At 67.9% G+C, this 24,338-nt stretch carries 22 protein-coding genes; 12 read left to right on the top strand and 10 right to left on the bottom strand.

The genetic code is table 11. From position 1 onward, the window contains the following. Positions 1-166 precede the first annotated feature (166 nt). The 4 genes from GGR11_RS13170 to GGR11_RS13155 all read right to left on the bottom strand — a co-directional run bounded on the left by GGR11_RS13170 (position 167) and on the right by GGR11_RS13155 (position 5,676). Entirely contained in the window at positions 167-1,222 is a 1,056-nt protein-coding gene (locus GGR11_RS13170; RefSeq protein ID WP_183197626.1) for a type II glyceraldehyde-3-phosphate dehydrogenase, read from the bottom strand. A gap of 90 nt (positions 1,223-1,312) precedes the next feature. After that, positions 1,313-2,569, bottom strand: coding sequence for a class I SAM-dependent methyltransferase (locus GGR11_RS13165; protein ID WP_343051141.1), 1,257 nt, complete (start codon positions 2,567-2,569; stop codon positions 1,313-1,315). 488 nt (positions 2,570-3,057) lie between these two features. Further along, positions 3,058-5,439: a heavy metal translocating P-type ATPase gene (locus tag GGR11_RS13160; RefSeq protein WP_183197624.1), complete on the bottom strand. Its 2,382-nt coding sequence runs from the start codon at positions 5,437-5,439 to the stop codon at positions 3,058-3,060. Positions 5,440-5,460: 21 nt separating this feature from the next. After that, on the bottom strand, positions 5,461-5,676 hold the full coding sequence (locus GGR11_RS13155) for a methyltransferase family protein (RefSeq protein ID WP_246331801.1): 216 nt from the start codon (positions 5,674-5,676) through the stop codon (positions 5,461-5,463). Positions 5,677-6,299: 623 nt separating this feature from the next. On the opposite strand from GGR11_RS13155, the gene GGR11_RS13150 reads away from it, so the two are divergent. From GGR11_RS13150 to GGR11_RS13110, 9 genes are all read left to right on the top strand, one after another. Beyond that, on the top strand, positions 6,300-7,271 hold the full coding sequence (locus GGR11_RS13150; RefSeq protein WP_343051140.1) for an HlyD family secretion protein: 972 nt from the start codon (positions 6,300-6,302) through the stop codon (positions 7,269-7,271). Between the two features lie 4 nt (positions 7,272-7,275). Beyond that, positions 7,276-8,982, top strand: a complete 1,707-nt coding sequence (locus GGR11_RS13145; RefSeq protein WP_183197622.1) for an ATP-binding cassette domain-containing protein — start codon at positions 7,276-7,278, stop codon at positions 8,980-8,982. Beyond that, positions 8,979-10,073 carry an ABC transporter permease gene (locus tag GGR11_RS13140; RefSeq protein ID WP_183197620.1) on the top strand — a complete coding sequence of 365 codons (1,095 nt, stop codon included), beginning with the start codon at positions 8,979-8,981 and terminating at the stop codon, positions 10,071-10,073. Before GGR11_RS13145 ends, GGR11_RS13140 begins: the two co-directional genes overlap by 4 nt. Beyond that, on the top strand, positions 10,073-11,176 hold the full coding sequence (locus GGR11_RS13135; protein WP_183197618.1) for an ABC transporter permease: 1,104 nt from the start codon (positions 10,073-10,075) through the stop codon (positions 11,174-11,176). The genes GGR11_RS13140 and GGR11_RS13135 overlap by 1 nt, the downstream gene beginning before the upstream one ends. A gap of 16 nt (positions 11,177-11,192) precedes the next feature. After that, a complete protein-coding gene (locus tag GGR11_RS13130) occupies positions 11,193-12,230 on the top strand; it encodes a hydroxyacid dehydrogenase (protein ID WP_183197616.1) in 1,038 nt (345 codons plus the stop codon). Between the two features lie 157 nt (positions 12,231-12,387). Beyond that, positions 12,388-13,329: a ribose-phosphate diphosphokinase gene (locus tag GGR11_RS13125; protein ID WP_183197614.1), complete on the top strand. Its 942-nt coding sequence runs from the start codon at positions 12,388-12,390 to the stop codon at positions 13,327-13,329. A 196-nt stretch (positions 13,330-13,525) separates the two neighbouring features. Continuing rightward, complete coding sequence (locus tag GGR11_RS13120) at positions 13,526-13,891, top strand: hypothetical protein (RefSeq protein ID WP_183197612.1); 366 nt, start codon at positions 13,526-13,528, stop codon at positions 13,889-13,891. A 103-nt stretch (positions 13,892-13,994) separates the two neighbouring features. Further along, on the top strand, positions 13,995-14,879 hold the full coding sequence (locus GGR11_RS16825; RefSeq protein ID WP_246331799.1) for a copper-binding protein: 885 nt from the start codon (positions 13,995-13,997) through the stop codon (positions 14,877-14,879). A 416-nt stretch (positions 14,880-15,295) separates the two neighbouring features. Beyond that, positions 15,296-15,682: a c-type cytochrome gene (locus tag GGR11_RS13110; RefSeq protein ID WP_221205265.1), complete on the top strand. Its 387-nt coding sequence runs from the start codon at positions 15,296-15,298 to the stop codon at positions 15,680-15,682. A 183-nt stretch (positions 15,683-15,865) separates the two neighbouring features. Here GGR11_RS13110 and GGR11_RS13105 read toward each other — a convergent pair whose 3' ends face one another. After that, the gene (locus tag GGR11_RS13105) at positions 15,866-16,294 is read right to left on the bottom strand and encodes a hypothetical protein (protein WP_183197608.1); all 429 of its coding nucleotides are present in this window, start codon (positions 16,292-16,294) and stop codon (positions 15,866-15,868) included. Between the two features lie 68 nt (positions 16,295-16,362). Between GGR11_RS13105 and GGR11_RS13100 the strand changes: the two genes are divergently transcribed. The 3 genes from GGR11_RS13100 (at position 16,363) to GGR11_RS13090 (ending at position 18,693) form a co-directional block, all read left to right on the top strand. Next, a complete protein-coding gene (locus GGR11_RS13100) occupies positions 16,363-17,151 on the top strand; it encodes a Crp/Fnr family transcriptional regulator (RefSeq protein ID WP_343051139.1) in 789 nt (262 codons plus the stop codon). A 62-nt stretch (positions 17,152-17,213) separates the two neighbouring features. Further along, entirely contained in the window at positions 17,214-17,717 is a 504-nt protein-coding gene (locus GGR11_RS13095; RefSeq protein WP_183197606.1) for a pyridoxamine 5'-phosphate oxidase family protein, read from the top strand. A 37-nt stretch (positions 17,718-17,754) separates the two neighbouring features. Further along, complete coding sequence (locus GGR11_RS13090) at positions 17,755-18,693, top strand: L-lactate dehydrogenase (RefSeq protein ID WP_183197603.1); 939 nt, start codon at positions 17,755-17,757, stop codon at positions 18,691-18,693. Positions 18,694-18,761: 68 nt separating this feature from the next. Here the strand turns inward: GGR11_RS13090 and GGR11_RS13085 are convergent, their stop codons facing one another. The 5 genes from GGR11_RS13085 to GGR11_RS13065 all read right to left on the bottom strand — a co-directional run. Beyond that, complete coding sequence (locus GGR11_RS13085; RefSeq protein ID WP_183197601.1) at positions 18,762-19,808, bottom strand: PAS domain S-box protein; 1,047 nt, start codon at positions 19,806-19,808, stop codon at positions 18,762-18,764. 316 nt (positions 19,809-20,124) lie between these two features. Beyond that, positions 20,125-22,407, bottom strand: a complete 2,283-nt coding sequence (locus GGR11_RS13080; RefSeq protein WP_183197599.1) for a glycoside hydrolase family 65 protein — start codon at positions 22,405-22,407, stop codon at positions 20,125-20,127. Positions 22,408-22,421: 14 nt separating this feature from the next. Continuing rightward, entirely contained in the window at positions 22,422-23,120 is a 699-nt protein-coding gene (locus tag GGR11_RS13075) for an HAD family hydrolase (protein WP_183197597.1), read from the bottom strand. Between the two features lie 306 nt (positions 23,121-23,426). Further along, a complete protein-coding gene (locus GGR11_RS13070) occupies positions 23,427-23,987 on the bottom strand; it encodes a DDE-type integrase/transposase/recombinase (protein ID WP_221205264.1) in 561 nt (186 codons plus the stop codon). Between the two features lie 149 nt (positions 23,988-24,136). Then, the coding region (locus tag GGR11_RS13065) for a hypothetical protein (protein ID WP_221205263.1) at positions 24,137-24,338 on the bottom strand (202 nt) is incomplete at its 5' end.

Raw genomic sequence — 24,338 nt, 5'->3', positions numbered from 1 at the left:
TATTCCGCCTCGCGGCGATTCCGCCGGCCCGCATCCGGTCCGGCTCCAGGCGGGATGCGCCACCTGCGCCTTCCCTGGACGGCATCGGGCGGCCCGTGGCGCCACCGCCGCTCGACGAAGACGGACGGTGATTTGCGGCCTGCGTTCGGGAATGGCCGGACGCGACCTAATCCGGAAAGCCCAACCCCGCGACGGCGCCGACGCCCAAGCTGGCGTCGGTCATGGCGATCGAGTCCGCCGCCTCCGTGATCCGGCCCGCAAGCGCCCGGATGGCGTCTATGGTCTCGGGTACGACGATGGCCTGGTTGTCGACCATATAGGCGTAGAAGAGTTCGTCGCCCTGGACGCGGAGCATGTCCACCCAGAGCGCCACCTCGTAGAGACTGTCATGCGGACGGCCGAGATCGGCCATCAGTTCCTTGACGCTGTTCAGCGCGGTCATGCCATCGGCCATGCGCACGGGGGCGATGCGCGAGGACGCGAGGAGAGCCGCGACCACTTCGGCCTTTTCGGCCGGACGGGTCATTTGCACCGCCCAATAGTGCAGATGAGCGATCGTCTCCGGAACCTTGACCGCCATGGTCACGACATCCAGTCCGGGGTCGACGCTCTGCGCATCGGGGCCCTGATGACTCGGAATCCCGGGCTCCGGCGCCAGGGTGTTCATGATCCCGCCCCGGTCGCTTTCCCAAGGGTCCGTCGCCCTTCGCAGCAGCGTACCCCGGGCCCGGTGCAGCAATCCCGCCTGTTTGAGCGCGCCAAGGGTGCGGACGATCGAGGTGGTGTTGCAGGAGACGACCCGCGTCGATGACCGTCCGAGCGCGCCGGCATAGCTCGACTCGGCGACGAAGGAGTGACCGGTCACCGCGTGCCTTTCGCCGCCCTGGACGATGAACGGTTTGCCCTTGCGCCGGTAGAGCTCGGCGTTGGCGGCCCCGATGCCCTTGGGCGTGCAGTCGACCACGATGTCGGCGGCCGCGATCAGGTCGTCCAGGCCGCCCGCAACCGGAAGGCCGGCGCGCTCCATCGCCCGGGGGGCGTCATCGGCGGCGCCATACAGTGAGACGCCCTTCCGGGAGGCCACGCGCAGGCGCAGCTCGGCGCTGACGTCGGCCACGCCGACCAGGGTCATGTCTCCCTGTGCGTCGATGGCCGCCGCCACCCGCTTGCCGATCACGCCGTAGCCGTTCCCCGCGACGCGGATGGTGTCTGATTGAGCCATGGATCGCTGTCCTTGCTGGTGCCTGGTCGTGAAGGGAAGGTCCCCGGACCGGATCGGTTGCGGCGAGAAGGTCGGGCGCGCCCGGGGCCCTCAGGGGACGCCGCGGCGCTCCGCATCGACCACGTAGTCCCGGGTCAACGGAAGGGCGCGGATATCGCGGGCGAGCTGGATCTGGAACACCATCAGGCCGCCGACCCGGAAGGCGGCTTCACAGACGGCGAGGTAGTATTCCCACATCCGGCAGAAGCGCTCGTCATAGAGCGCGGCGGCACGCCCGCGCTCGCCCTGGAACCGCTCGGCCCAGTGCCGCAGGGTCTCGGCGTAGTGCAGGCGCAGGATCTCCACGTCGGTGACCCAGAGCCCTGACCTCTCCACCGCGGCGAACACTTCCGACAGGGACGGGCAGTAGCCGCCGGGGAAGACGTGCTTGTCGATCCACGGATCGGCCTCGCCTGGCGGCCCCTTGCGGCCGATGGCATGGATCACGGCGACGCCATCGGGCGCCAGCAGCCGGCTCAGCGCGTCGAAGAATTCAAGGTAGTGCGGGGTCCCGACATGCTCGAACATGCCAACAGAGACGATGCTGTCGTAGGAGTCCGCCTCCTGCCGATAGTCCCTCAGGTGGAACCGAACGCGATCCTCCAGACCGGCCTCGGCCGCGCGCGCCCGGGCCACGGCCAGCTGTTCCTGCGACAGCGTCACGCCGTCGACCTCGACTCCATAACGGCGGGCGAGCTCCAGGGCCAGGCCGCCCCAGCCCGAACCGATATCGAGCACGCGTACGCCCGGGTGCAACCGCAGCTTGGCCGCAATGTGGCGCTTCTTCTTGGCCTGCGCCTGCTCCAGCGTTTCGTCGCCGTCCTGGAAATAGGCGCAGGAGTATTGCAGGTCTTCATCGAGGAACAGCCGATAGAGCTCTTCGGAGAGGTCATAATGGTGCGCAACGTTCGCCCGTGCGCGGGGGATCGGATTGTGCCGCCGCGGCCTGAACGGCGCGGCGAACTCGCGCAGAGCCCGAGCTTCCTTGGTCATCGCCCCGGAAGCGGCCACGCCGATCAGCAGGAAATCGCGCAGCGTGCCCGCCTCGAGCGTGAGCCCACCCTCCATATAGGCTTCGCCCACCCGCAGACGCGGGTTGGCCAGGAGCCTGGCCGCCTCGCGCGGGTCGGCGATGCGGACTGTGGCGAAGGGCGCCTCGCCCGTGCCGAAGGCATGCCGCTCGTCCCATGGATCGATCACCACCAGCGATCCATAGCGGACCGTCCGCCGCAGCAGCGCGGCGAGGAGACCGAAGGCCGTCTGGCCGGGCAGGATCGAGCCAAGCGCCTCCCTCACGTCTTGCATCATGGTCGTGCCTTTCACGGATGCACGTTGGCGGGTGGCGCCGGGTCATTCGCTAAGACGTTCGAGTCCCCCGGGTGATTACATGCGTCCCGTCACGTCGAGGGTTCAAGCGGACTGCGGATGGAACGCCCATGGCCGCAGCGGGGCGACGATCGCTCCGGCGACAGAGACCACGACGGCGAACGGAATCGGCCGGGGTTGCGCGTCACCGGGCCGGGGGCTTGGCCGAGGCTCACCGCCGCCGTCCGTCTGCCGAGCCGGACATCCTGGCCTTGCCGGGGCGCAGGCCGCCCACCGCTACGGCCGGGCCATAGGCGATCATCGACGAGGCCGGGCGTCCCGCGATGACGACGAACCCCGGCGCCAGGGCGCGCCAGGCGAGCCCGGCGCCATCCCCAGCGACCGTCCCAGGAACGCGGCGTGCGCGCCCGGTTGCCGGGGCCCCGCGAAATCGCCGGGCGTCCGCCCGAACGTTACGGCCGATGGCGACGCTAGATCGGCGCCGCTGCGGCTCTGGCGGACGACGGGGAGGTCATACCGGCGCCCAGTCGCAGGCGCTTCAACATCAGGGCGTTGATCGCCACCAGCACCGAACTGCCGGACATAGACAGGGCGGCGATCTCGGGGCTCAGGGTGAAGGGGTAGAGCACGCCCGCGGCCAGCGGGAAGGCGATGACGTTGTAGCCGACGGCCCACCACAGGTTCTGATGCATCTTGCGCAGGGTGGCGCGCGACAGTTCGATGGCCTTGACCACGTCGGCGGGGTCGCTGCGCATCAGCACCACGTCGGCGCTCTCGATGGCCACGTCGGTCCCGGCCCCGATGGCGAAACCGACATCGGCCTGGGTCAGGGCGGGGGCGTCGTTGACGCCGTCGCCGACCATGCCGACCCTGTGCCCCTCGCCCTGGAGCTCCTTGATCTTGAGCGCCTTCTCCCCGGGCAGGACCTCGGCCAGCACGATGTCGATGCCCAGTTCGCCCGCGATGCGCCGCGCCGTGCCGAGGTTGTCGCCCGTGATCATGGCGACCTTGACGCCCAGGCCCTGCAGCCGGCGGATGGTGGCCCCGGCGGTCGGCCGCACGGCGTCGGCCACCGCGATCAGGCCGATGACGCGGCCGTCGCGGGCGATGTGGACGACGGTGCGCCCGGCGCCCTGCAGCCGTTCGGATTCCGTGGCCAGCTCGCCGAGCTCGACGCCGTTGTCGGCCATCAGCATGCGGTTGCCGGAAAGCACGGTGCGACCGTCCACCGTCGCCCGCAGCCCCTTGCCGCCGAAGGATTCGAAGCCCGCCGCCGCGATTTCGGGGAGGTCCCGGGTCCGCTCCAGCACGGCCTTGGCGATGTGATGCTCGGACCCTCGCTCGAGGGCCGCGGCCGTGGTCAGCAGGTCGGTCTCGTCCACCCCGGCGGCCGGGGTGATCTGGACGACCTTGGGCGCGCCGAGGGTCAGGGTGCCGGTCTTGTCGAAGACGATCACATCCAGCTTGACGGCGTCCTCGAGGGCGGCGGCGTTCTTGATCAGGACGCCGTGCCGCGCGCCCAGCCCCGTGCCCACCATGATCGCCATGGGGGTGGCCAGGCCGAGCGCGTCGGGGCAGGCGATGACGAAGACGGTGATCGTCAGGGTCAGGGCGAACAGCAGGGTCTGGCCCAGGACCCAGAACCAGATTCCGAAGGTGAGCAGGCCGATGACGATGGCGGCCAGCACCAGCCACTGGGAGGCGCGGTCGGCGAGCAGCTGGGCGGGGGCCTTGGAGTTCTGCGCCTCCTGCACCAGCTTGACGATCTGGGCCAGGGCGGTGTCGGCGCCCACCCGGGTGGCGCTGTAGCGGAAGGCCCCGGTCTTGTTGATGGCGCCGCCGGTCACGGCATCGCCGACCCCCTTCATCACCGGCAGGGATTCGCCGGTGAGCATGGATTCGTCGACCTCCGATCCGCCGTCCTCGATGACGCCGTCAACCGGGATGCGGCCGCCCGGGCGGACCACCACCCGGTCGCCCACCAGAACGGCGGAGGTCGGGACCTCGACCTCGACGCCGTCGCGCAGCACGCGGGCGGTGGGCGGCGCCAGGTCCATCAGTCGGCGAATGGCGTCCGAGGCGCCGGCCCGCGCCCGCATCTCGAGCCAGTGGCCCATGAGGATGAAGACCAGCAGCAGGGCCGAGGCCTCGTAGAAGTCCGGCGCGTCATAGAGGAAAGTCGCGCCGACGCTGAACAGATAGCCGGTGCCGACGCTGAGCAGGACCAGCACCGCCATGTTGAGCACGCCGCGTCGCAGCGCCCGGACCGCGGCGATGTAGAAGGGCCAGCCGGGGTAGAGGATGGCGGCGCTGGCCAGAACGAACAGCAGCGGCTTCAGCGGCAGGCCGAACGGCGGCGCCACGCGCATGAAGTCCATGCCCATCGGGGCGAGGAAGAAGATTGGAACGGTGAAGCCCAGCGCGATCAGGAAGCGGTTGCGCATGTCCCGGGCCATGGCCTGCATGTCCATGCCGGGGCCGTGGCCCATCTCGGCCATGTCGTCGGGGCCGGCCGCGGCCCCGTGCCCGCGCCTCGCCGCGTGATCCCCGTGGGCGGCCGCCGGGGCCGCCGGCGGGTGGGGGTGCGAGGCGCGGGCGTCCACGGCATCCTCGTTCGGGACGCAGACGTGTCGGGGCACGACCTCGCCCCGGCAATGGAAGCCGCAGTCCCGCACGGCCTGTTCCAGTTCGGCCTGGCTGAGACGGGCCTCGTCGTAGCGCACCGTGGCGGTGGCCGAGCCGAAGTTGGCGGCGGCGTCCAGCACGCCCTTCAGACCCCGCAGGTGTTTCTCGATCACGAGCGGATCCAGCGGGGTGCGGAATCCGGAAACGTCGATGGTGGTGGTGCGCATCAAGAAGAACTCCGGTGAAAATCAAACTTCAGGCCGGGCGGGCCGGGACACGGGACCGAGTCGGGAGAGGAACGCCGGCGTCGCCCGCCGGTATCCGGCCCAGGCCGGGCCGAAGCGGGGGGCGGTTTCGCGCTCCTCCTCCACGGCCAGGCGCCAGTACAGGACAACGAGCGCCGGAAACATCGCCAAGGTGAGCAGCCTCGGCCACTGAAGCAGTACGCCGATCATGATCAACACGAAGCCGGCCTACTGCGGGTGGCGGATGGATTTGCACGGACCGGTCGTCGTCAGCCTGCCCTCGCGTTGGGCGCGATGAAGCACCGGCCAGGCGGAGATGAGCCAGAACTCGCCGCGTGAAGACCCGGCCGATCCCGGGGGAATTGGAGGTCATGCGAGGCCCCTTCCGTTCTGAACACCGTCCGCCGTCTGACGCCTCACCCGACCGATCATTACCGACGCGGAAGGCCGACGGTCGTAAGACCCGCCGGTCGCCGGCGTCAGACCCTGGGCCATCAGGTCATTGTCCGATCAAGGATCCAGTCGTGGCAAGCCGTTCATCGTCGCTCCCAACAGCGGGCCTCGACCTGCTAATTCGGCGTCTTCGCCAAGGGGCCGGGCGGACTGGCGCCCTGTCTGCGCGGCCGGATCGAGACGCACGCCGCGGGGCCCCCGGCTGGCGCGATCATGTCCGACGAAGCTTGGGGGGACTTCGGCGCCGGATCTCCTCTCCCGGCTCGAAGCGCGGCTGCCCCTTGCGCACAGCCGCCGTCGCGGGCGGCTTCCGAGGGCGTAAGCAATCCTTCCACCCGGCGTCTTCAGGATCAGCGCATCGAACAGGCGAGCGCGTCCGGAGGCAGGATGTGAGGATTCAGGGGCGACGTCTGACGGTGCTGGTGGCTGTCGGCCTCATTGTGGTCGCCGCCGGCTCGGCCGCCGCCTTCTGGCGGTTGCAGCCCGCTCCGGCGCCGGCCCAGGTCATCTACGGCAGCGGGCGGATCGAGGTCGACGAGGTGCGTGTCTCGTTTGAGCTGTCCGGCCGTCTACTGCAGAACCACGCCCTGGAAGGCGCCCCGGTTCGGGCCGGAGCCCCGCTGGCCTCCATCGACCCGTCCGACGCCCGTCTGCTCATGAATCGCGCCGCCGCCCAACGCGCCGCCGCCGGGCAGACCGTGGCCCAGGTGAGCAGCCAGATCGATCTGGCCCGCCATCACGCCGCTTCGGCCCGGGCGGATCTGTCGCGCTACGAGGCGCTCGCGCGTGAGGGCTATGTCACGGCCCAACGCCTCGACGTTGTCCGCAACGCCCATCAGGCCGCCGTGGATCAGATCAGCCTGCTTGAGGCGCGTCGCGGCGAGGCCGTCGCCCAGGCCGAGGCGGCGTCCCAGACCCTGGCCCTGGGCCGATCGCAGCTGGTCAGGACCCATATCGCCTCGCCGATATCGGGGGCGGTGCTGGAGCGTCTCGCCGAGCCCGGCGAAGTGATCGTCGCCGGCCAGCCCGTGGTGGTGCTGGCCAACCTGTCGCGGGTGAGGCTGCGTGTCTTCGTTCGGGAGCCGGACCTGGGCAAGGTCCGTCTGGGGGCTCCCGCCAGGCTGCGGGTTGACGCCTTTCCCGGCCGGGATTTCGCGGCGCGCGTGGCCCGGGTCGACGCCCAGGCCCAGTTCACCCCGCGCGATATTCACATGCAGGACGAACGGGGCCGGACCGTCTACGGGGTCACTCTGGAGGCTGAAAATCCGGACGGGCTGCTCAAGCCCGGCATGCCGGCCGATGCATGGATTCTGTGGGACGCCTCCGCCGGCTGGCCCGACCGTCTCGCCGTTCCGGAGTAGGGGGATGGCCGAGGCTGTCGTCGAGGCCCGCGGACTGGGGCGCCGATACGGCGCCCGTAGCGTGCTGGAGAACATCGATCTCGACGTCCACGCCGGGCAGGTGTTCGGCGTGGTCGGCCCCGACGGAGCGGGCAAATCCACCCTGCTGCAGATGCTGGCCGCCATCCTGCGCCCGAGCGCGGGGACATGCCAGGTTCTGGGGCGCGACGTCCGGCGCGATCCGGCCGGGGTGCAGGCGCGCGTCGGCTACATGTCGCAGGGCTTCTCCCTGTACGATCGCCTCACCGTCGCCGAAAACCTGGCCTTCGCGGCGGACATCCGCGACGTCACCGGACCGGACCGGGCCGTGCGCGGCGCCGAGCTGCTCCGCATGGCCGGGCTGGACCGATTTCAGCACCGCCGCGAGGGACAACTGTCGGGGGGCATGCGCAAGAAGCTGGCCCTGTGCGCCAACCTCATGCACGAGCCCCCGCTGCTCATCCTCGACGAGCCCAGCCTGGGCGTGGACCCGCTGTCGAGACGGGAGCTGTGGCGAATCCTCGACCGGGCGCGAACCGAGGGCCGGACGATCGTGTTCGCGACCTCCTACATGGACGAGGCCGACGCCTGCGACCGCGTCCTGCTTCTGCGGGATGGAAAGCCCCTCGCGCTTGGAGCCCCGCAGGAGTTGCGACGCGACGTGGCCGGGCAGGTCTACAGGATCACCGGTCCGGCCCTGGACCGGATCGAGGCGGCGCTCGAGACCGACGTCGGCGTGATCAGCTTCCAGCGCCGCGCGGGCCGGGAAGTGCGAGCGCAGGTCCGGGACGGGTCGAGGCTGGCGCCGATCGAGGCGGCCGTGGCGGAGGCCGCCGTTCCCACCATGGAGGACGTGTTCACCTTCGCCTCGGCGCCCCCGCCCGCGCCGCCTGGCGCGGCCTCCGCCGCGCCCCCGCAGCCGCCGCCGCCGCGCATCCGGAATGACGTGATCGTCTCGCGCGGCGTCAGCGTTCGGTTCGGGGATTTCAAGGCTGTGGACGATGTGACGATCACGGTCGCCGAGGGGGAGATCCTGGGCCTGCTCGGCCCCAACGGCGCCGGCAAGACCACCCTGATCCGCATCCTGTGCGGGCTGCTCTCGCCCGGGGAAGGGACCGCCGAGGTGGCGGGGTTCGACGTGGCGCGCCAGAGCGAGGCGGTGCGCGCGCGCATCGGCTACATGTCCCAGCGGTTCTCCCTCTACCCCGACCTGAGCGCGCGCGAGAACCTGACGTTCTTCGCGCGCGCCTATGGCGTGCCCCGATCCCAGCTGCGCGAGCGCATCGCCTGGGCCAGCGCGCGCGCCAGCCTCGAGAACGCGGGGGAGGGCGCGGTGCGCGACCTGTCCGGCGCCACGCGCCAGCGGCTGGCGCTGGCCTGCGCCATCGTTCACCGGCCCAGGGTGCTCTTCCTCGACGAGCCGACCTCCGGGGTCGACCCCCTGTCCAGGTTCCGGTTCTGGCGTCTGATCGCGGCCCTGGCCGCCGACGGCGTCGGGATCGTCGTCACCACCCACTACATGGAGGAGGCCGCCTTCTGTGATCGCCTCGGGTTGATGATGGACGGCCGGCTCATCGCCCTGGGGCCCCTGACCACGCTGGCCGGCGAGCTCGGGCTCGCCACGCCCGATGTCGAGGCGGTCTTTCTCGGCTTCATCGAGCGCGAACGGGCCGGGCAGGGGAGGGCGGCGTGAAGGCGCGGCGCGTTCTGGCCTTCGCCCGCAAGGAGGTGCTGGAGATCTCCCGCGACCGCTTCACCATGGGGGTGGCGCTGTTCATGCCGCTGATGATGCTGTTCCTGTTCGTCTACGGCATATCGCTGGACGTCGACCGCGCGCCGCTGATCGTGGTCGACCATGACCGGACCGCCGCCAGCCGGGAGCTGCAGGCCCGGTTTCTCAACTCGGGATATTTCGTCCTCCAGGCGGCGCCGGAGGACGAACGCTCGGCCGAGCACGCCCTGATGCGCGGGACGGCCCGGGCGGCGCTGTTCATCCCGCCGGGCTTCTCCGCGCGCCTCGGACGCGGCGAGGACGCGCCTGTGCAGTTCGTGGTCGACGGCACCTACGCCAGCACGGCGGCGATCCTGTCGGCCTATGGCCGGGCCATCCTCCACGCCTATCCGGAGGAGGCGCGCCTCCCTCTCAGGCCCGAGGTGCGCGTCTGGTACAATCCGCAACTGCGCAGCCGCAACTTCATCGTACCGGGCCTGTTCGCGGTGATCCTCATGGCCTTCCCGCCTTTGCTCACGGCGCTGGCCGTCGCGCGCGAAAAGGAACTGGGCACCATCGCCCAGATCTACGCCTCGCCGCTGACCGGGAGCGAGTTCATCGCCGGCAAACTGCTGCCCTACGCCGTGATCGCCTATGCGGAACTTCTCCTTGTCGTCCTTGGCGGCGTGGTCTGGTTCGACGTGCCGGTGCGGGGAAGCGTGGGGCTGCTTCTCGCCGTGGGCCTTCTCTACGTTCTTTGCACGGTTTCCATCGGACTGCTCGTCTCCACCCTCGTGCGCACCCAGCTGGCCGCCATGTTGACGGCCCTGATCGTGACCCTGATGCCGGCCTTCCTGTTTTCCGGCTTCGTCTATCCGCTCTTCACCATGCCGCCAGCGTTTCAGGCCTACGCCTCGGTGCTGCCGACGCGGTATTTTCTCGAGTTCTCACGCGGGGTCGTGCTGCGGGGCGCGGGGCTCGGGGACCTCTGGCCCAATGTCCTCGTGCTGGCGGCCTATACCGCGACGGTGTTCGCGCTCGCGGCCTGGCGCTTCCGCAAGAGGATCGCCTGATGCTGTCCGGCCGTCTCGCGGGATTGATCACCAAGGAATTCGCCCAGTTTCTGCGCGATCCTGTGATGCTGTTCGTGGTGATCTTTCTCTACACGGCCGAACTGGTCATGTGCACCATGGCCCTGGGTTTCGACGTCCAGCATCTCAAGCTGGCCGTCGTCGATCACGACCGGTCGGCCGTCAGCCGCGCCCTCATCGAGGAACTGACCACGGGCGACAATTTCGTGCTCGCCGATCAGTTCACCAGTCTGCGCGAGGCGGAGGACCGGCTGCGGCGCGGCGCCCTCGACGTGGTCGTCGAAATACCACCGCGCATGGGCGCCCGGCTGGCCGCCGGACGCCCGGCGTCGTTCGGCGTCGTGGTCGACGGGTCCAACGGCAATGTCGCGGCGCGGGCGCGCGCCTATGTGATCGAACAGAGCGCCCGCTTCGTGGAGAGCCGGCGTCCGGCCGGGGAGCGGCGGGCCGCCGTCCGGCCGGAAGTGCGGGTCTGGTACAATCCGGACCTGACCAACACCCGGTTCATGGCCCTGTCGATGCTGGCCCAGGCCGGGCTGATGCTCGGCGTGGTCCTGCCGGCGGCCGCGATCGTTCGGGAAAAGCAGGAAGGCACCATCGAGCAACTCCGGGTCACCCCGATCCGCGCCCACGAACTGTTCATCGCCAAGATCACGCCGACCCTGGTGATCTGCACCGGCGCGGTGTTTCCCGCCCTGGTCATCATGACGCTGATGGGCGTGCCGATGCGGGGCGACGTGCTCATCCTGCTCGGTCTCACGGTCGTCTATCTGCTGAGCGCCGTGTCGCTCGGCACCTTCGTCGGCGCCATCACCCAGACCCTTCAGCAGGCGATGCTCGTGGGCTTCTTCGGCCTGTTTCCGCTCCTCTTTCTGTCGGGGAGCATCGCCCCCATCGAGAGCATGCCGCCGTGGCTGCAGACCGCCTCGCTGGCCAGTCCGCAGCGCCACTATGTCGAGATCGTCTCCGGTCTGTTTCTCAAGGGCGCGGGCCTGGCCGAACTGTGGCGTCAGGCGCTGGCCCTGGGCGCCATCAGCGGCGCCATGTTCCTCAGCGCCTGGCTGGTCTTCAGGCGCCGTTGGTAGGACCGGGAGGGCCCTGATGAAGATCGTGATCTTCGAGACCGAGCAGTGGGAGGCGGCCGCTTGCGGCCGCCTCGCCGGGACGCACGCCCTGGCCTGCACGCCGGAACCGCTCCGCCCGGACAACGTCGCCCGCTTCGCCGACGCGGAGGTGATCAGTCCGTTCGTTCATTCGGACCTCTCCGCCGCCGTTCTGGCCGGCATGCTCCGGCTGCGGATGATCGCCACCCGATCGACCGGCTACGACCATATCGATCTCGCCTATTGCCGCGAGGCCGGGATCACCGTCTGTAATGTGCCGGACTATGGCGATCACACCGTGGCCGAGCACGCCTTCGCCCTGCTGCTGGCGTTGTGCCGACGTATTCCGGAGGCGACGGAGCGGGTGCGCCGGGGCGATGTCCGGGCGCGGGACCTCCGCGGGGTGGAGCTTACGGGAAAGACCCTCGGCGTGATCGGCGCCGGCCGGGTCGGTCGCCGCGTGCTCCAGATCGCGCGCGGCTTCGGCATGCGGACGCTCGCTTCCGACCCGTCTCCGGACGCCGCAGCGCGAAAAGATCCCGACTTCCACGCTGTGCCGTTGCCGGAGCTTCTCGCCGCCTCGGACGTGATTTCGCTGCACGCCCCGGGCGGCTCCGGCCTGCGCCTGTCGGATCCGGAGTTTGCACTCATGAAGACCGGCGCCCTGCTCATCAACACGGCGCGCGGCGGAGCCGTCGATCCCGCCGCCCTTCTGCGCGCGCTCTCGTCGGGCCGGCTCGCGGGCGCCGGCCTCGACGTCATCGCCGAGGAGCAGGCGTTTGGCGATGAGGCGGAGGTCTTCCGGCAGGACGCCCAGGTCGACCCCGCCCGGCTGCGCGCCTTGCTGGCGGATCACGCCCTGGTTCGGCTGCCCAATGTCCTGGTCACGCCCCACATCGCCTACAATACCCAGGAGGCGGTCGACAGGATCATCGAGACCACCCTTGGCAACATCGAAGCCTATGCCGCGGGCGCGGCCCGGAACGTGGTGACGGCGGTCACGCCGGCCTCACCATCGCCGGGGGGGGCGACCTGAGCGTCGCCGGACATGCGGTTCCGACCGCCGGAGCCGCATCCTTCCGCGCCCGCCGACACCCGCTTTCGCGATCAGTCCGGCGCTGCAGTAAGATTTCACGCGCGCCGGCGTCTGTCGGAGAGCCTGCCGGCCGTCCGCCGGTCCATCGGAGGTTCTCGTGCGACTGATCGTGCCGCTGCCTGGAAATGAGGCCTTCGCCGAACGGCTCGCCACGGCCGGCGGGTTCGAATTGGGCCGTCTCGAAACCCGGCGCTTTCCGGACGGGGAGAGCTACATCCGTCACCTCTCGGATATGGCGGGGCGGACGGTCGATCTGGTCTGCAGCCTGGCCCGCCCGGACCCCGGCTTTCTGAGCCTGCTGTTCGCGGCCGACGCCGCGCGGGATCTCGGCGCCGCGCAGGTGAGCCTGGTCGCGCCCTACCTCGCCTATATGCGCCAGGACCGGCGGTTCAAGCCCGGAGAGGCGGTCACCTCGCGCCCGTTCGCGCGTCTGCTGTCCGGAGCGTTCGACCGGTTGATCACGGTGGATCCCCATCTGCACCGCTATCCGGATCTGGCGGCGCTGTACGCCATTCCGACCGCGACGCTGCATGCGGCGCCCGTGCTGGCGGACTGGATCGCGGCCGAGGTTCCGGATGCCCTGATCATAGGTCCGGATGAGGAGAGCGAACAATGGGTCGCGGCCGTCGCCGCCAGGGTGGGAGCCCCGCACATCGTGTTGCGCAAGATCCGCCGGGGCGATCGCGAGGTCGAGATCGTTCTGCCCGATCTCGGCGCCTGGACCGGCAGACGGCCCGTGTTGATCGACGACATCGCCTCCTCGGGACGCACCCTGATCGAGGCCGCCCGGCGGCTGCAGGCCCAGGGACTGAAGCCGCCGGTCTGCGTGGTCGTGCATGCGGTGTTCGCCGATAACGCCTTCGAGGAACTGGCCAAGGTAACCGATCAGGTGGTGTCCACCGACAGCGTGCCGCACCCGAGCAACGCCATCTCCCTGGCCCCGTTGCTGGCGTCGGCGCTGCGTGAGCCTGACGCAGCGGGGCTGGTGCGCGCCCGCCGGTCCGATGCCGGCGACGGGGCTGCCGAGGGTCCCGCATGAACATCTCGCAAGGGAGAGGCGAATGAGATGCGGACAGTGGAACCTGGTTCGTTCCCATTTCATGGGCGCCCGCAAGCTCGCCCCGGCGAGCTTGCGGCACGGCCGCAGACCCCTCTCGTTCGGAATGTCAAGCCGGGGTTTGAGCGGAGTGTCCGCCGCCTTGACTCGCCGGAGAGCGAAGCGGAACGTCGATGGCATGTGGCGTATCGTTCGCACCCTTCTGTTCGCCTTCGCCCTCGCCGGCTCCATCGGCCAGGCCTCGGCGTTCGCCGCGCCCCAGCGGCCGGGCGCGGACGCGGACGCCATGGCCGCCATGCCGGACTGCGCCGAGATGATGATGCAGGCGGGAGCCGAAGGTCCGGGGGCTCCCTGCGACGACGTCGGCCCCGACTGCATGGGCCTCGCTGCCTGCGCGGCGGTCGCGGTTCCTCTTCCGTCCGGCGCGGGCGTCACGGCCCGGCCATCGGCGCCGCATCGCCAGCAGGTCGCATTGAGCGCCGACGACACCCGTGCAGGGGAGCGGCCGACGCCCCTGGGTGATCCTCCCAAGACGCGGGCATAGCCCGACTTCGCTGATCATGGCCCGCGCTCGCCCGGGCGCTGATCGAACGACTGGCATCCCGCGTCGCACCAAGGTGATCGACGCGGGGCTCGAGGACATTCCCATGAACTCCGGCTATCGGACGGCTCCAGGCCGTCACATGTCGAGCGCCGCCGTCGATCCCGATCGCGGAAAACCACTCCGGCCGGCCAGGATCGCCCCCAGGGGAACGATCGGCGCCGCCGCCGCCATCGGCCTGTTCGCCGCCATTGGCATGCCCGCTGCGGCGGAGCCGATGACGTTCGACGAGGCCCTGGCGCTCGCCGGGACCTCCGCTCCGCAGCTGCGGGCCAGCGCCCTCGGCGTGGAGGCGGCCTCGGCGGCCTCGGCGGCCGCGGGTCGGCTCCCGGATCCACAGCTCCGGTTCGGAATCGACGACCTGCCGGTCTCGGGCCCCATGGCCGGGCGGTTCGGCGACGACGAAATGACCATGGCGCGCATCGGCCTCATGCAGGAAGTCCCCAGCCGCGCCCGGCGACGGGCGGAACGCGCCGTGGCGGAGGCCGACATCGACGTGGCCGCCGCCGCCGACGCCCTCGCGCGCCGCGAGGCGCGGATCGCCGCCGGCGTGGCCTGGCTCGATCTGCACTACGCCGGTCGCCGGCTGGCGGCGCTCGAGGAGGTGCTGTCGGCGCTGGAGCTGCTCTGGGAGGCCGCCCCGGCCGCCCAGTCCGGATCACCGACGGTTGGCGCGGATGGCGCCTCGACGTCGCAGGCCGCCGACGCCACGACCGCAGACGGCGCGGGCGTCATCACAGCCGTGGACCCGGCGGCGGGGACGATCACCATCAACCACGAGGCCATCCGTTCAATCGGGTGGCCCGCGATGACCATGACGTTCAAGGCTTCGCCGGCTGTATTGCGGGAGGCCGCCGTCGGTGACCGCATCCAGTTCGATCTGACAGTACGGGACGGAGCCGGAGAGGTGACGGCGATCTACCCTCACTGATCCCCGGAGCGTCATGCGATGAGGACGGTCCATCGATCAGGTGGAGGATGGCGCCGAGCCGGCCCCCGATGCTGTGACCAGGTCGAATGACGGAACCGGCTCGGCTCGTCCGCCCCATGCAACGTCCTGCGCCGTGGAGGCGACGGTCTTTCCACCCGTGCCGGTCTGTTGAGGATTGAGCCGACGGAAGACGTAGAAGCCCCGCTCTACCAAGGCCCTCACCAGGTCTTCGGGGTCAGGTGAATCCTGGACGGAAGACGGGGTTTGCGCGCCAGTGAGGACGACATTTTTCACGACGTTTCCGCTCCCGACAAGCGTCGAAGGTCCAACGGGTTCGCCACGATGACATTGATCGAGATCAACGCCGGGCGCCTCGTCGAAGATCAGGCTGGTCGATGTGCGGTAAGGAGAGCGTCTTGAGATTGATCGCGATTGTCGGCGTGTTGATGCTGGCGGGATGTACGGCTGGTCCCGAATTTCGCGAAGCTGCCGGCACGGCTGAAGCGGCGAAATACTATCCCAAACAGGCTGTGGACCTCGCCTCGGCGGCGCGGGGCCGAGCGCTCGTTCAGAGCCGGTGCGCCGCGTGCCATTCGGTCGGGCCGACCGGCGAAAGCCCGGTGGCGGCCGCGCCCCCGCTCCGCCACCTCGGAGCCCGTTATCCCGTGACGGATCTTCAGGAAGCCTTCGCCGAGGGCATGACCAGCGGCCACAGGAAGATGCCTGAAATCACCCTGGAGGGCGACCAGATCGCGGATCTGATCGCCTACCTTCAGGATGTGCAGAACCATTCGAGACCTTAGCCGGCCAGCGGGCGCCGACCGATGCTCCAACGGTGCCCCGCCTTATCGTTCTGGCCGAGGTCGTCACAGCACCGGTCCTGGCTGGAGACATGTCGCAGACGAAGCGACCGCGACTCTCCTCATTCCTCCGGGATGTCGGCGGGCTTGCAGGTGAGAGGAATGGCCTGGCCCAGACCGCTCCCCTCAGAACATCCGGCATGCAACCGACGTCTCGGACGCCAGAACCAGGGTCGTTGTGTCGGCGGGCGGACGGCAAGGGCGAACCAGGCTCAGGCTGTCGCAGCCAGCCAGATGAGCTATGCGCATGACCTCCGAGACGAGCTTGTCGGCGACAGATCGGGGGGAATAGACGTCAAAGCTTACCAGTCGCTCGATCTGCACGCAGGGCCTGGCCGCGATGCAGGCGGAATGCGAATAGAGCACCAGACCGTTCAGGCGCCCGAGGGCGTCCCGGGCGATCAGGATGCCCCCGGTGGCAGCGCTACGGTCAAGCTGTCGCCGCGCAGCCCGTCGCCAGGCGATCAAGGTCAGGTCGGGGTATCCCAAGCGCGCCAGGACGAAGGATTCGTCAATCGCGGCTCGGACCAATCGACTAACGACAGCGGCGGTCATCCGGTGTAACTGGATCGTCCGGGATCACCGCGCTTTGATTCACGTCAACAACATCTGAAATTGGAACCGTGTCCGACGCCATGGAAGCCAGGACGACGCCAAGGCTGGCGCTTGCCACTCTTCCAACCGGGTGTGCGGAGCGGCGACCTTTAAACGTCTGTGACAGCTGTGGGGCGCGAGCCTTCAGCGTTTGCGGCAGCACAGACGATATCGCCCTGGATCGGCTCGCAGCCATTGCTGAACCCGTCACGCTAGCGGCGGGTGATGTCCTGATCCGTGAAGGCGACCGGGCGCCGCATGTCTTCAACATCTCCTCGGGTTCGATCAGGGTCTACAAACTCCTGCCCGATGGTCGCCGTCAGATCATCGGTTTTCTCTTTGCGGGTGACTTTCTCGGTCTGGCCGTTGGTGACGCCTATGTCTTCTCCGCCGAGGCGATGGAGCCGGCGTCCGTATGCCGGTTCCGGAAAACCGCTTTCAGGTCGCTGATTCAGGACTGTCCCTCCCTGGAGCACGCCCTGTTGAACCGGGCCTCGCATGAGCTGGCCGCCGCTCAGGACCAGATGCTCTTGCTCGGGCGCAAAACGGCGATCGAACGCGTTGCCTGGTTTCTGCTCGATCTCCCCGGCCACGACCCGTTGCGTCCGACTCTTGCCGATCGTGTCCGGTTGGTGATGACGCGCGGCGAGATCGCGGACTATCTGGGTTTGACGATCGAGACCGTGAGCCGCGTTCTGACCAGGTTGAAAAAGCAGGATGTCATCCAACTGTTGTCACGGTCCGAACTCAGGATCGTCCATCGTGAGATGCTGCGCGCCCTGGCGGACGGCGAACTGCAATACCCGAGAGGCGCTTGAGCAAGATCAAGGCCGTTGTCCCTGAGCCGGGCCAAGGGTGATTCCAGCGAGGAATTTTTCCGATGCCGATCCAGGACGTCACGCCCGGCTGTACACCCATCCACGGGCGGGCGGTCGCCGCCGTTGTGGTCCTTTTGGCCAGCGAACGATTGATGAGCCTGGGCGTCAACCGACCGGACGGATGGCCCCAGGTCACGACGCTGGGTTACGTCAACGAGGGGCTCAATCTGTATTTCGTGACCGGACGGGACAGTCAGAAGCTGGCGAATATTCAGGCCGATCCCCGCGTTTCCGCCGCGATAAGAAGCGAGAGCGCCGCGGACGGCGCCGTGGGGCTGTCCCTGGCCGGCAGGGCGGAGGAGGTGACCGTCGCCGAGGATATCGAGCATCTGAACCAGCTCGTTTTCTCGCGCTATCCGGGCGTCAGTGTCTATTGCCCATCGGGCGACTCGGTCGCCCTGATCCGGATCAAACCCGAGATCATCTCGGCCGTCAGCGTCACCCACGGCCGAAGTCGATCAGAATGTTTCTCCGTCGGCGCCGCCGGCATGGAGGCGGCGCGGTGAGGCCGACTCCAGCCGCGCCGACAGGAAGGAATATCCGATGATCGGACACGACCGGATTGTGATCGTCGGTGCAGGCCACGTCGGATCGACGGCCGCCTATGCGCTGATGCTTCGCGCGTTGGTGCGCGAGATCGTCCTGATCGACAGTGACGCCGGGCTCGCCGAGGCCGAAGCCGCCGACCTCTCCGATGCGAACGCCCTTGCCAGACCCGCGCGCATCTGGGCGGGAAGCTACGCCGATGCGGCGACAGCCCGGATCGCCGTCATCACCGCCGGAGCAGCGACGCACGGCGCGGAAAGTCGCCTGTCGGTCGCATCGCAAAGCGCCATGATCGTCTCCACCTGCGTCGGAGAACTGGTCCAGGCCGGTTTCACGGGGATCATCCTTGTCGCGGCCAATCCGGTGGATTTGATGACGCTGGTGGCGCTGCGGCGCTCAGGCTTGTCCGCAGCGAGGGTCATCGGCACGGGCACATTGCTCGATTCCAGCCGTCTCAAACAAGCCCTCGCCGAGCGCCTGGGGGTCGCGGCCGGGTCCATCGACGGGGTCGTTCTGGGTGAGCATGGCGATTCCGAGGTGGCCGCATTCTCTACGGTTCTGGTCGGAGGGGTGCCGCTAGGCGATTTCTGTCCTCCGGGACAGGCACTCGACCAGGACCGGATCGCCACGGAAGTGCGCGACGCCGGCTACCGTATCGTCCAGGGAAAGGGCTACACGTCCTTCGGCGTCGCGACCGCGATTGTGCGGATATGCGAGGTCATACTGCGCGATGAGCGGGCGGTCCTGCCGGTTTCGACGCTGTTGACCGGACAATACGGCTTCGCCGATGTATGCCTCAGCCTTCCGTGCATCCTCGGGGCCGGCGGGGTCGAGAGGATTTTGCTGCCGGCGCTGTCCCCCGCGGAGAACACCATGCTGGCTGCGTCCGCAAAGGCTTTGCAGCAAGCTCTCGCGAGTATGGACCTGGCCGGCTGACATCCCGACCGCGCCAGGCGCCGCCGCCGGCAAAAGTCATCGGCTCCGCCGAGGGGCCGGAGCTGCAGTCATTGAACAGGATCGTCCGCTGGTCGATTGACGCTACGGAACGGCAGCCTGATGAGGCAGTTGAGGCCCTGCGGTGCATAGGTCGAGGCGGCTCTACCGCCATGGGGGCCAAGGCTGCGAGCGATAAGTTCGCTTCCAAATCCCCGGCGCGTCGGCGCGACAACCGTGGGCCCGCCCCGTTCCTCCCAGATGAGTTCAAACAGAGGGATTGCGTCCGCCGACACTTGCCAATCCACGCGCAGCAGCCCGGCTGACGTTGAAAGCGCGCCATACTTGGCCGCATTTGTCGCCAGTTCGTGGAGGACCAGCGCCAATGCCACGGCGACCTGCCCATCGATACTGATGTCCGGTCCTGTGAGGGTGATCTTTCCCTCGCTGTCCTGGTAAGGGGCCAGCTCTGTTTCAAGGAGAAGGCGAACGCTGGCGTCGGTCCATGAGCCGCGAATAAGGGAATCGTTCGTGCGCGAGATGGCCGCGAAACGACCCAACAGCGTCTCCTTGAATTCGGCGACAGACGGCGCCGTTCGGGCGGTGAGCGTCACGATCGAATCGACGACCGCCATGGTGTTCCGCAGGCGATGGGCGACCTCGTTCGCGACGACCTGACCCTGCCTCTCCAAAGTTTTCCGGTCACTGACATCACGGACCACGGCCGTGACGATGTGCTGGCTTCCGATCATTTGCCGAGAGAGCGTCGCCTCGATGGCCAGTTCCCGACCATCCTTTCGTCGTCCGAGGACTTCGCGGCCGGCCCCCATGGATCGGCGCAACGGGGCTTCTGACGAACAGAAGCGCCTGACGTCTTCGCGATGGTGGTCATGAAAACGCGTCGGAATGAGAGTATCGATTGAACAGCCAAGCACTTCGTTCATCGTGTAGCCAAAAATGTCTTCGGCCGCTCGGTTGAACAGAATAATGCGACCATCCTGGTCGGTGCTGACCACGCCATCCCCGATCAGGGACAGGATGGTTTGAAAATCCTCGCCGAAGGGGAGCTCTGCCGGAGGCCGCTTCCGGTCCGGGGTTACGCGGTCGCTGTGTTTCATCTGTTTTCGCCCCGTAACGCGACGCTTGCAGCGAAACGAAAGTGATGTCCAGTGACGCTCGACAATGGGCCGCTCGCCACGCCTGTCGGCGCAGTGTCAAAAGCCAACGCAAACGAGCGCGACTGAGTAGAACGCGCGTTACGCGCCTGAATAACATCTGGCGCGCGCCGCGGGCGTCGTCGCCGCCGACGAGGAATTGGCTATGGTCGTCCTGAGCAAGTCAGGCCGGTGTGAGGCGTGACCTCAAGGGAGGCGGCCGCACGCCTACCCGTTGCGTCGACCTCGGCTAAGACAATGCTGACCGTCAGTTACCTGATCAAGGCGGAGGCGACTCGAGGTGGAGGATAAGGGGTGCCTCGGAAGCGAGCGGGTATGGTCGGCCACCGACGATCAGGATCATCGGTTCGCCGACTTCCAGGGAGGCTTCGAGTTGCTGATTGACCTGGTCCACCCTGACGCTCAGGCGTCGCCCTCGCCACTGGACGCTGAAGCTCAGGCTGGACCAACTTGCGGGCAAGTGCGGCGCAAAGGCGAGGCCGTCGCTCCGCAACGACAGTCCGGCGAACCCGAAGACCGACATCATCCAGAGGCCGCCTTGGGCCGCAATGTGAATGCCGCCGCCGATCGCCACCTTGGTGTCGGCGAGATCGACCGCCGCCGTCCTGTGGAAATAGTCCAGGGCCGTCTCGACATCGCCCAGACGGGCGGCGACGAGCCCGTGCAGGGCGGTACTCAGTGAACTGCCGTGACCGCACCGGGGTTCGTAGTAATCGAAGTTTTTCTTGCCGGCGGCGCCCGCGAATTCCTCAGGCAGCAGGGCCAGCAGAGCCACGACATCGGCCTGTTTGATCACTTGGGACTGCTGCGTGCGTTCGCGTCCGAGGACCACGTCCATCGGAACAGTGCGACCCGCGTAGGCCGACAAGTCCACGTCCTCGAGATCGAAATAGCCCGTGAACTGCTCGAACAGGCCCGTGCCCGAATCCAGGCCGGTCGCCATCGTCTCCGCGACGCCGGTCCAGTGTTCGAGTTCGGACTCGTTCAGGTCGAGGCGGCGGGAGAGGGCGGTCCATTGCGCGGGCCACTGCTCGCGCAGCATCGCCGCGACCTCAAGCGCGCGCCGGATGTTCCAGCGCGCCATGACGTTCGTGAAGGCGTTGTCGTCGATATTCTCGTGATACTCGTCGGGGCCGATGACGCCGCGGATGTGGTGCAAGCCGTCCGCCTCGGGTTGGGCCCGACTGGCCCAGAAGCGTCCGGTTTCGAGAAGGATTTCCGCGCCGGCCGCGACCAGGAATTCGTCGTCGCCCGTCGCCTGCCAGTATTGCCAGACGGCATAGGCGACGTCGGCGCTGATGTGTTGCTCCTGGGCGCCGGTGAGGATGTCGATGATCTGCCGGTCCGGACCGACGGCCTGCTCAGGTGTCGCCTCCAGGCCGGTGTCGGTGGACTCCCAGGCGTAAAAGGCGCCCCGCCAGCCCCTCTCGGCCGCCTTCGCTCTCGCGCCGTCCAGGGTATGGAAGCGGTACATCAGCAAGGACCGGGCCGCCTCGGGCCAGGTCAGGATATAGAAAGGCAGCAGGAAGATTTCAGTGTCCCAGAATACATGGCCCCGGTAATCGGCTCCGGTCAGGGCCCGGGCGCCGATCGAGACTCGCGGATCCTCCGGGTTGGCTGCGCCGTTCAGATGATAGACCGCGAAGCGAAGAGCCTTTTGCGCGGTGCCGTCACCTTCCACCTTGACGTCGCTGCGCGACCAGCGGTTTGACCAGGCCGTTTCGTGTTGCTCGACAACGCGACGCCAGCCCTTTGTCCGAGCGCCATCGAGAACATTCCGCGCCCTCTCGCCTGGGTCCTGATCGGGAGCATCACTTCGGGCCAGAGCAACCAGCCGGTCGAAGCAGACGACCTGTCCGGGTCGCGTTCTCCAGGTCCAGGACCATCTGAACGGGCTGAGCACGGTCGGAAGAAGTGTCTGGCCGTCGATCCGCAAGGCCACGGCGGCGGACATGGCGAGGCCTTTTCCGGAAAGATGGGTGCGCCAGACGCCGAACTCGTGCTCAAGACGCTCGGACGTGAGATCGCTATCGAACCCGTCCATGGAGGCTTCGAGCGTGATCTCGGTCTCGCCCTCGTCGGTCTCCAGGTGAAGCAACTGCAGACCCAGCGCTCGCTGGTCTTGTGAGGTCAGTCGTAGCAGGCGCAGGCGGAGGCTCACGGCCGACCCTTCCACCAGGCGACATTCGGTGAGCAGCAGGCCTCTGCGCATATCGAGTGTCAAAGGATGCGACGGCCCGGGCCCGAAATGCTGGATAAGGGGGCCTCCCGGCAAGGAAACGCGGATCTGAAGCCAGTCCGGTGCGGGGACCAGTTCCGGCACCGGGCGCTCGATATCGCGCGTGTCGAACAGCCCGGCGACATAGGTACTCGGCGGAGCGATGCGCTGCCGTGATTGATTGATCGCCCGAGAGGCCCGGGCGGCCAGGAAACCGTTGCTGACGGTGAAGCGGGTTTCGCGATCGCTCTCCCGGAGCGCGTCGCAGCCATCGTCAACAAGAACCCATGCAGCGTCCGCTGTTGGTTCAAGCGTCTGTTCCATGGTCCCTGGTTCCTTCACGGTGTCCGAGCCTTGAGCCGGCCTTGCGCAAGATCGACCAGCGCGATCTCGTCCAGGGTTTCGACCACAAGATGCGAACCTGCCGTCCGCAGTTGATCCGCGTCGCCCAGTCGAGCCACGCCGAGCGCCGCCATCCCGCCCGCGCGAGCGGCCTGAATGCCGGCCGGAGCGTCTTCGACCACCAGACACCGGGTCGGCGACACGCCGAGTTCGTCGGCCGCGATCAGGAAAAGCTCCGGGTCCGGCTTGCCGTGCTTCACCTCTCGACCGGAGACATTCACGCGGAAGATATCCAGCAGGCTTTGGCCGGTGCCCAGGCGGATTGATCGCATCATTTCGGTGGCGTTTCTGGACGATGAGGCGGCGGCCACGGGCCAGCCGAGGGCGGCGACCGCCTCGATGAAGCGCAGGGCGTCCGGGAAGGCCTCGATCCCGCCGGTCCGCATTAGTTCCTCGAGGCGAGCCTGTTTGCGTTCTGCATAGGCGACCGCGTGGCGCCCGGCGTTGTTCACGCCCAGGGCCTCAAGCGCCGATCGAGCGCCGTCGAGTCGTGGCTTGCCCGCGATCTGGGACTGATACATCGCCGTCGTGAAGCGCTCTGTTTCGGCGAAGCCGGCAAGCGCCTCACGCCACGCGCGCTCATGAGGCGATGCGAGCAGGACGCCATCGACGTCGAAGATGGCCGCGGTCAACATCCGCGACGATCCATCCACGATGTCGTGTCTTTGATCGTATGCGTCGGACATTCCGTCTCATCCATCATTGCAGACTTGCATGCGTCGGCACAGCCACGCCTTGATGTGCATCAAGGCGTGGCTGCTTCATCTCCTGTTCTGTGAACTCACAGAAGATGAAGTCGCTATGATCAGACCAACCCGGGTTGCCGTGAAAGGATACGGCGTCATCGGCAAACGGGTCACTGATGCGGTCCGGGCCCAGAAGGACAGGACCCTGGTGGGGGGCGCTGACGTCGCGACGGACTGGCGCACTCGTGGGCGCTGTCAGTTCAACGCTAACTTGTCTCCACCGGGCACAACTAGGGCAGGGAGCTCATCGTCAGGCGGCGAGCGTGTTCCATTCGGCAAAGGTGGCCGTGCTTCGGGCTTTGAAATCGTCTCGGCTGATGAGGTGGCGGTCCTGGTTGAAGTGGTTGTAGAAGGCGTCGTGGACGGAGCTGAACTTTGCAGCGTCTTCATCCGCCGGAAGCGGAGCATGGCCCGTTCTCGTCGTCGAAACGGCAGATGTGAGTTCTCTGCCCTGTTGCAGAGCCAACGGCCGAGCACCTGCTTTTCAGCGTTCCCCAGCTGCTTCATCGCGACCTTGTATGAGCGGAGCCTGTCGGTGACGACGACCTTGGGTCGGCCGTGACGCTTCATGGCTTTCTTGATGAATTTCAGCGCTGCGGGTTTGTCTCTGGTCCGCGTGACAAAGGATTCCAGCACCTCGTCCTCGCGATCCACGTTTCGCAGCGACAGCGGGTACTTCACGTACATCAGCACTATGAGGCGGATCACCTCGGGCGAACTGTCAAACCAGCGGAACGGGTTGGTCGATTTGGCCATGCCATGAGCCTGGCGCGAGCCGTCTTACCGGGCGGATAAAGTTTGGGCTGACAGGGCCGACCGCGGCAATCGCTGACGAACTGATGAGCGCGCGCTAGAGCAGAAAACGGACCCGCCGCTAACCCGAAGGCCGGCGGCGGGCGCTGGCCTCAGTGCTGGTGGGCCGGTTCAGCCGCGGCGGCTGGGGCCGGGTCGTTCGCACCGTGGTCCATACCCGCCAAACCGCCGGCACAGGCCGCCATCATGGCCTCGTGCTTCGCCTTCATCGCCGCACGCTCTTCGCTCGACATGTTGGAATGGTCCATGCCGGCCATCATGGTCTGATGTCGTTCCGTCATCGCGGCTCGCTGC

Source organism: Brevundimonas mediterranea (assembly GCF_014196125.1).
Classification (GTDB): domain Bacteria; phylum Pseudomonadota; class Alphaproteobacteria; order Caulobacterales; family Caulobacteraceae; genus Brevundimonas; species Brevundimonas mediterranea.
This window is presented reverse-complemented; position numbering and strand designations above follow the sequence as displayed.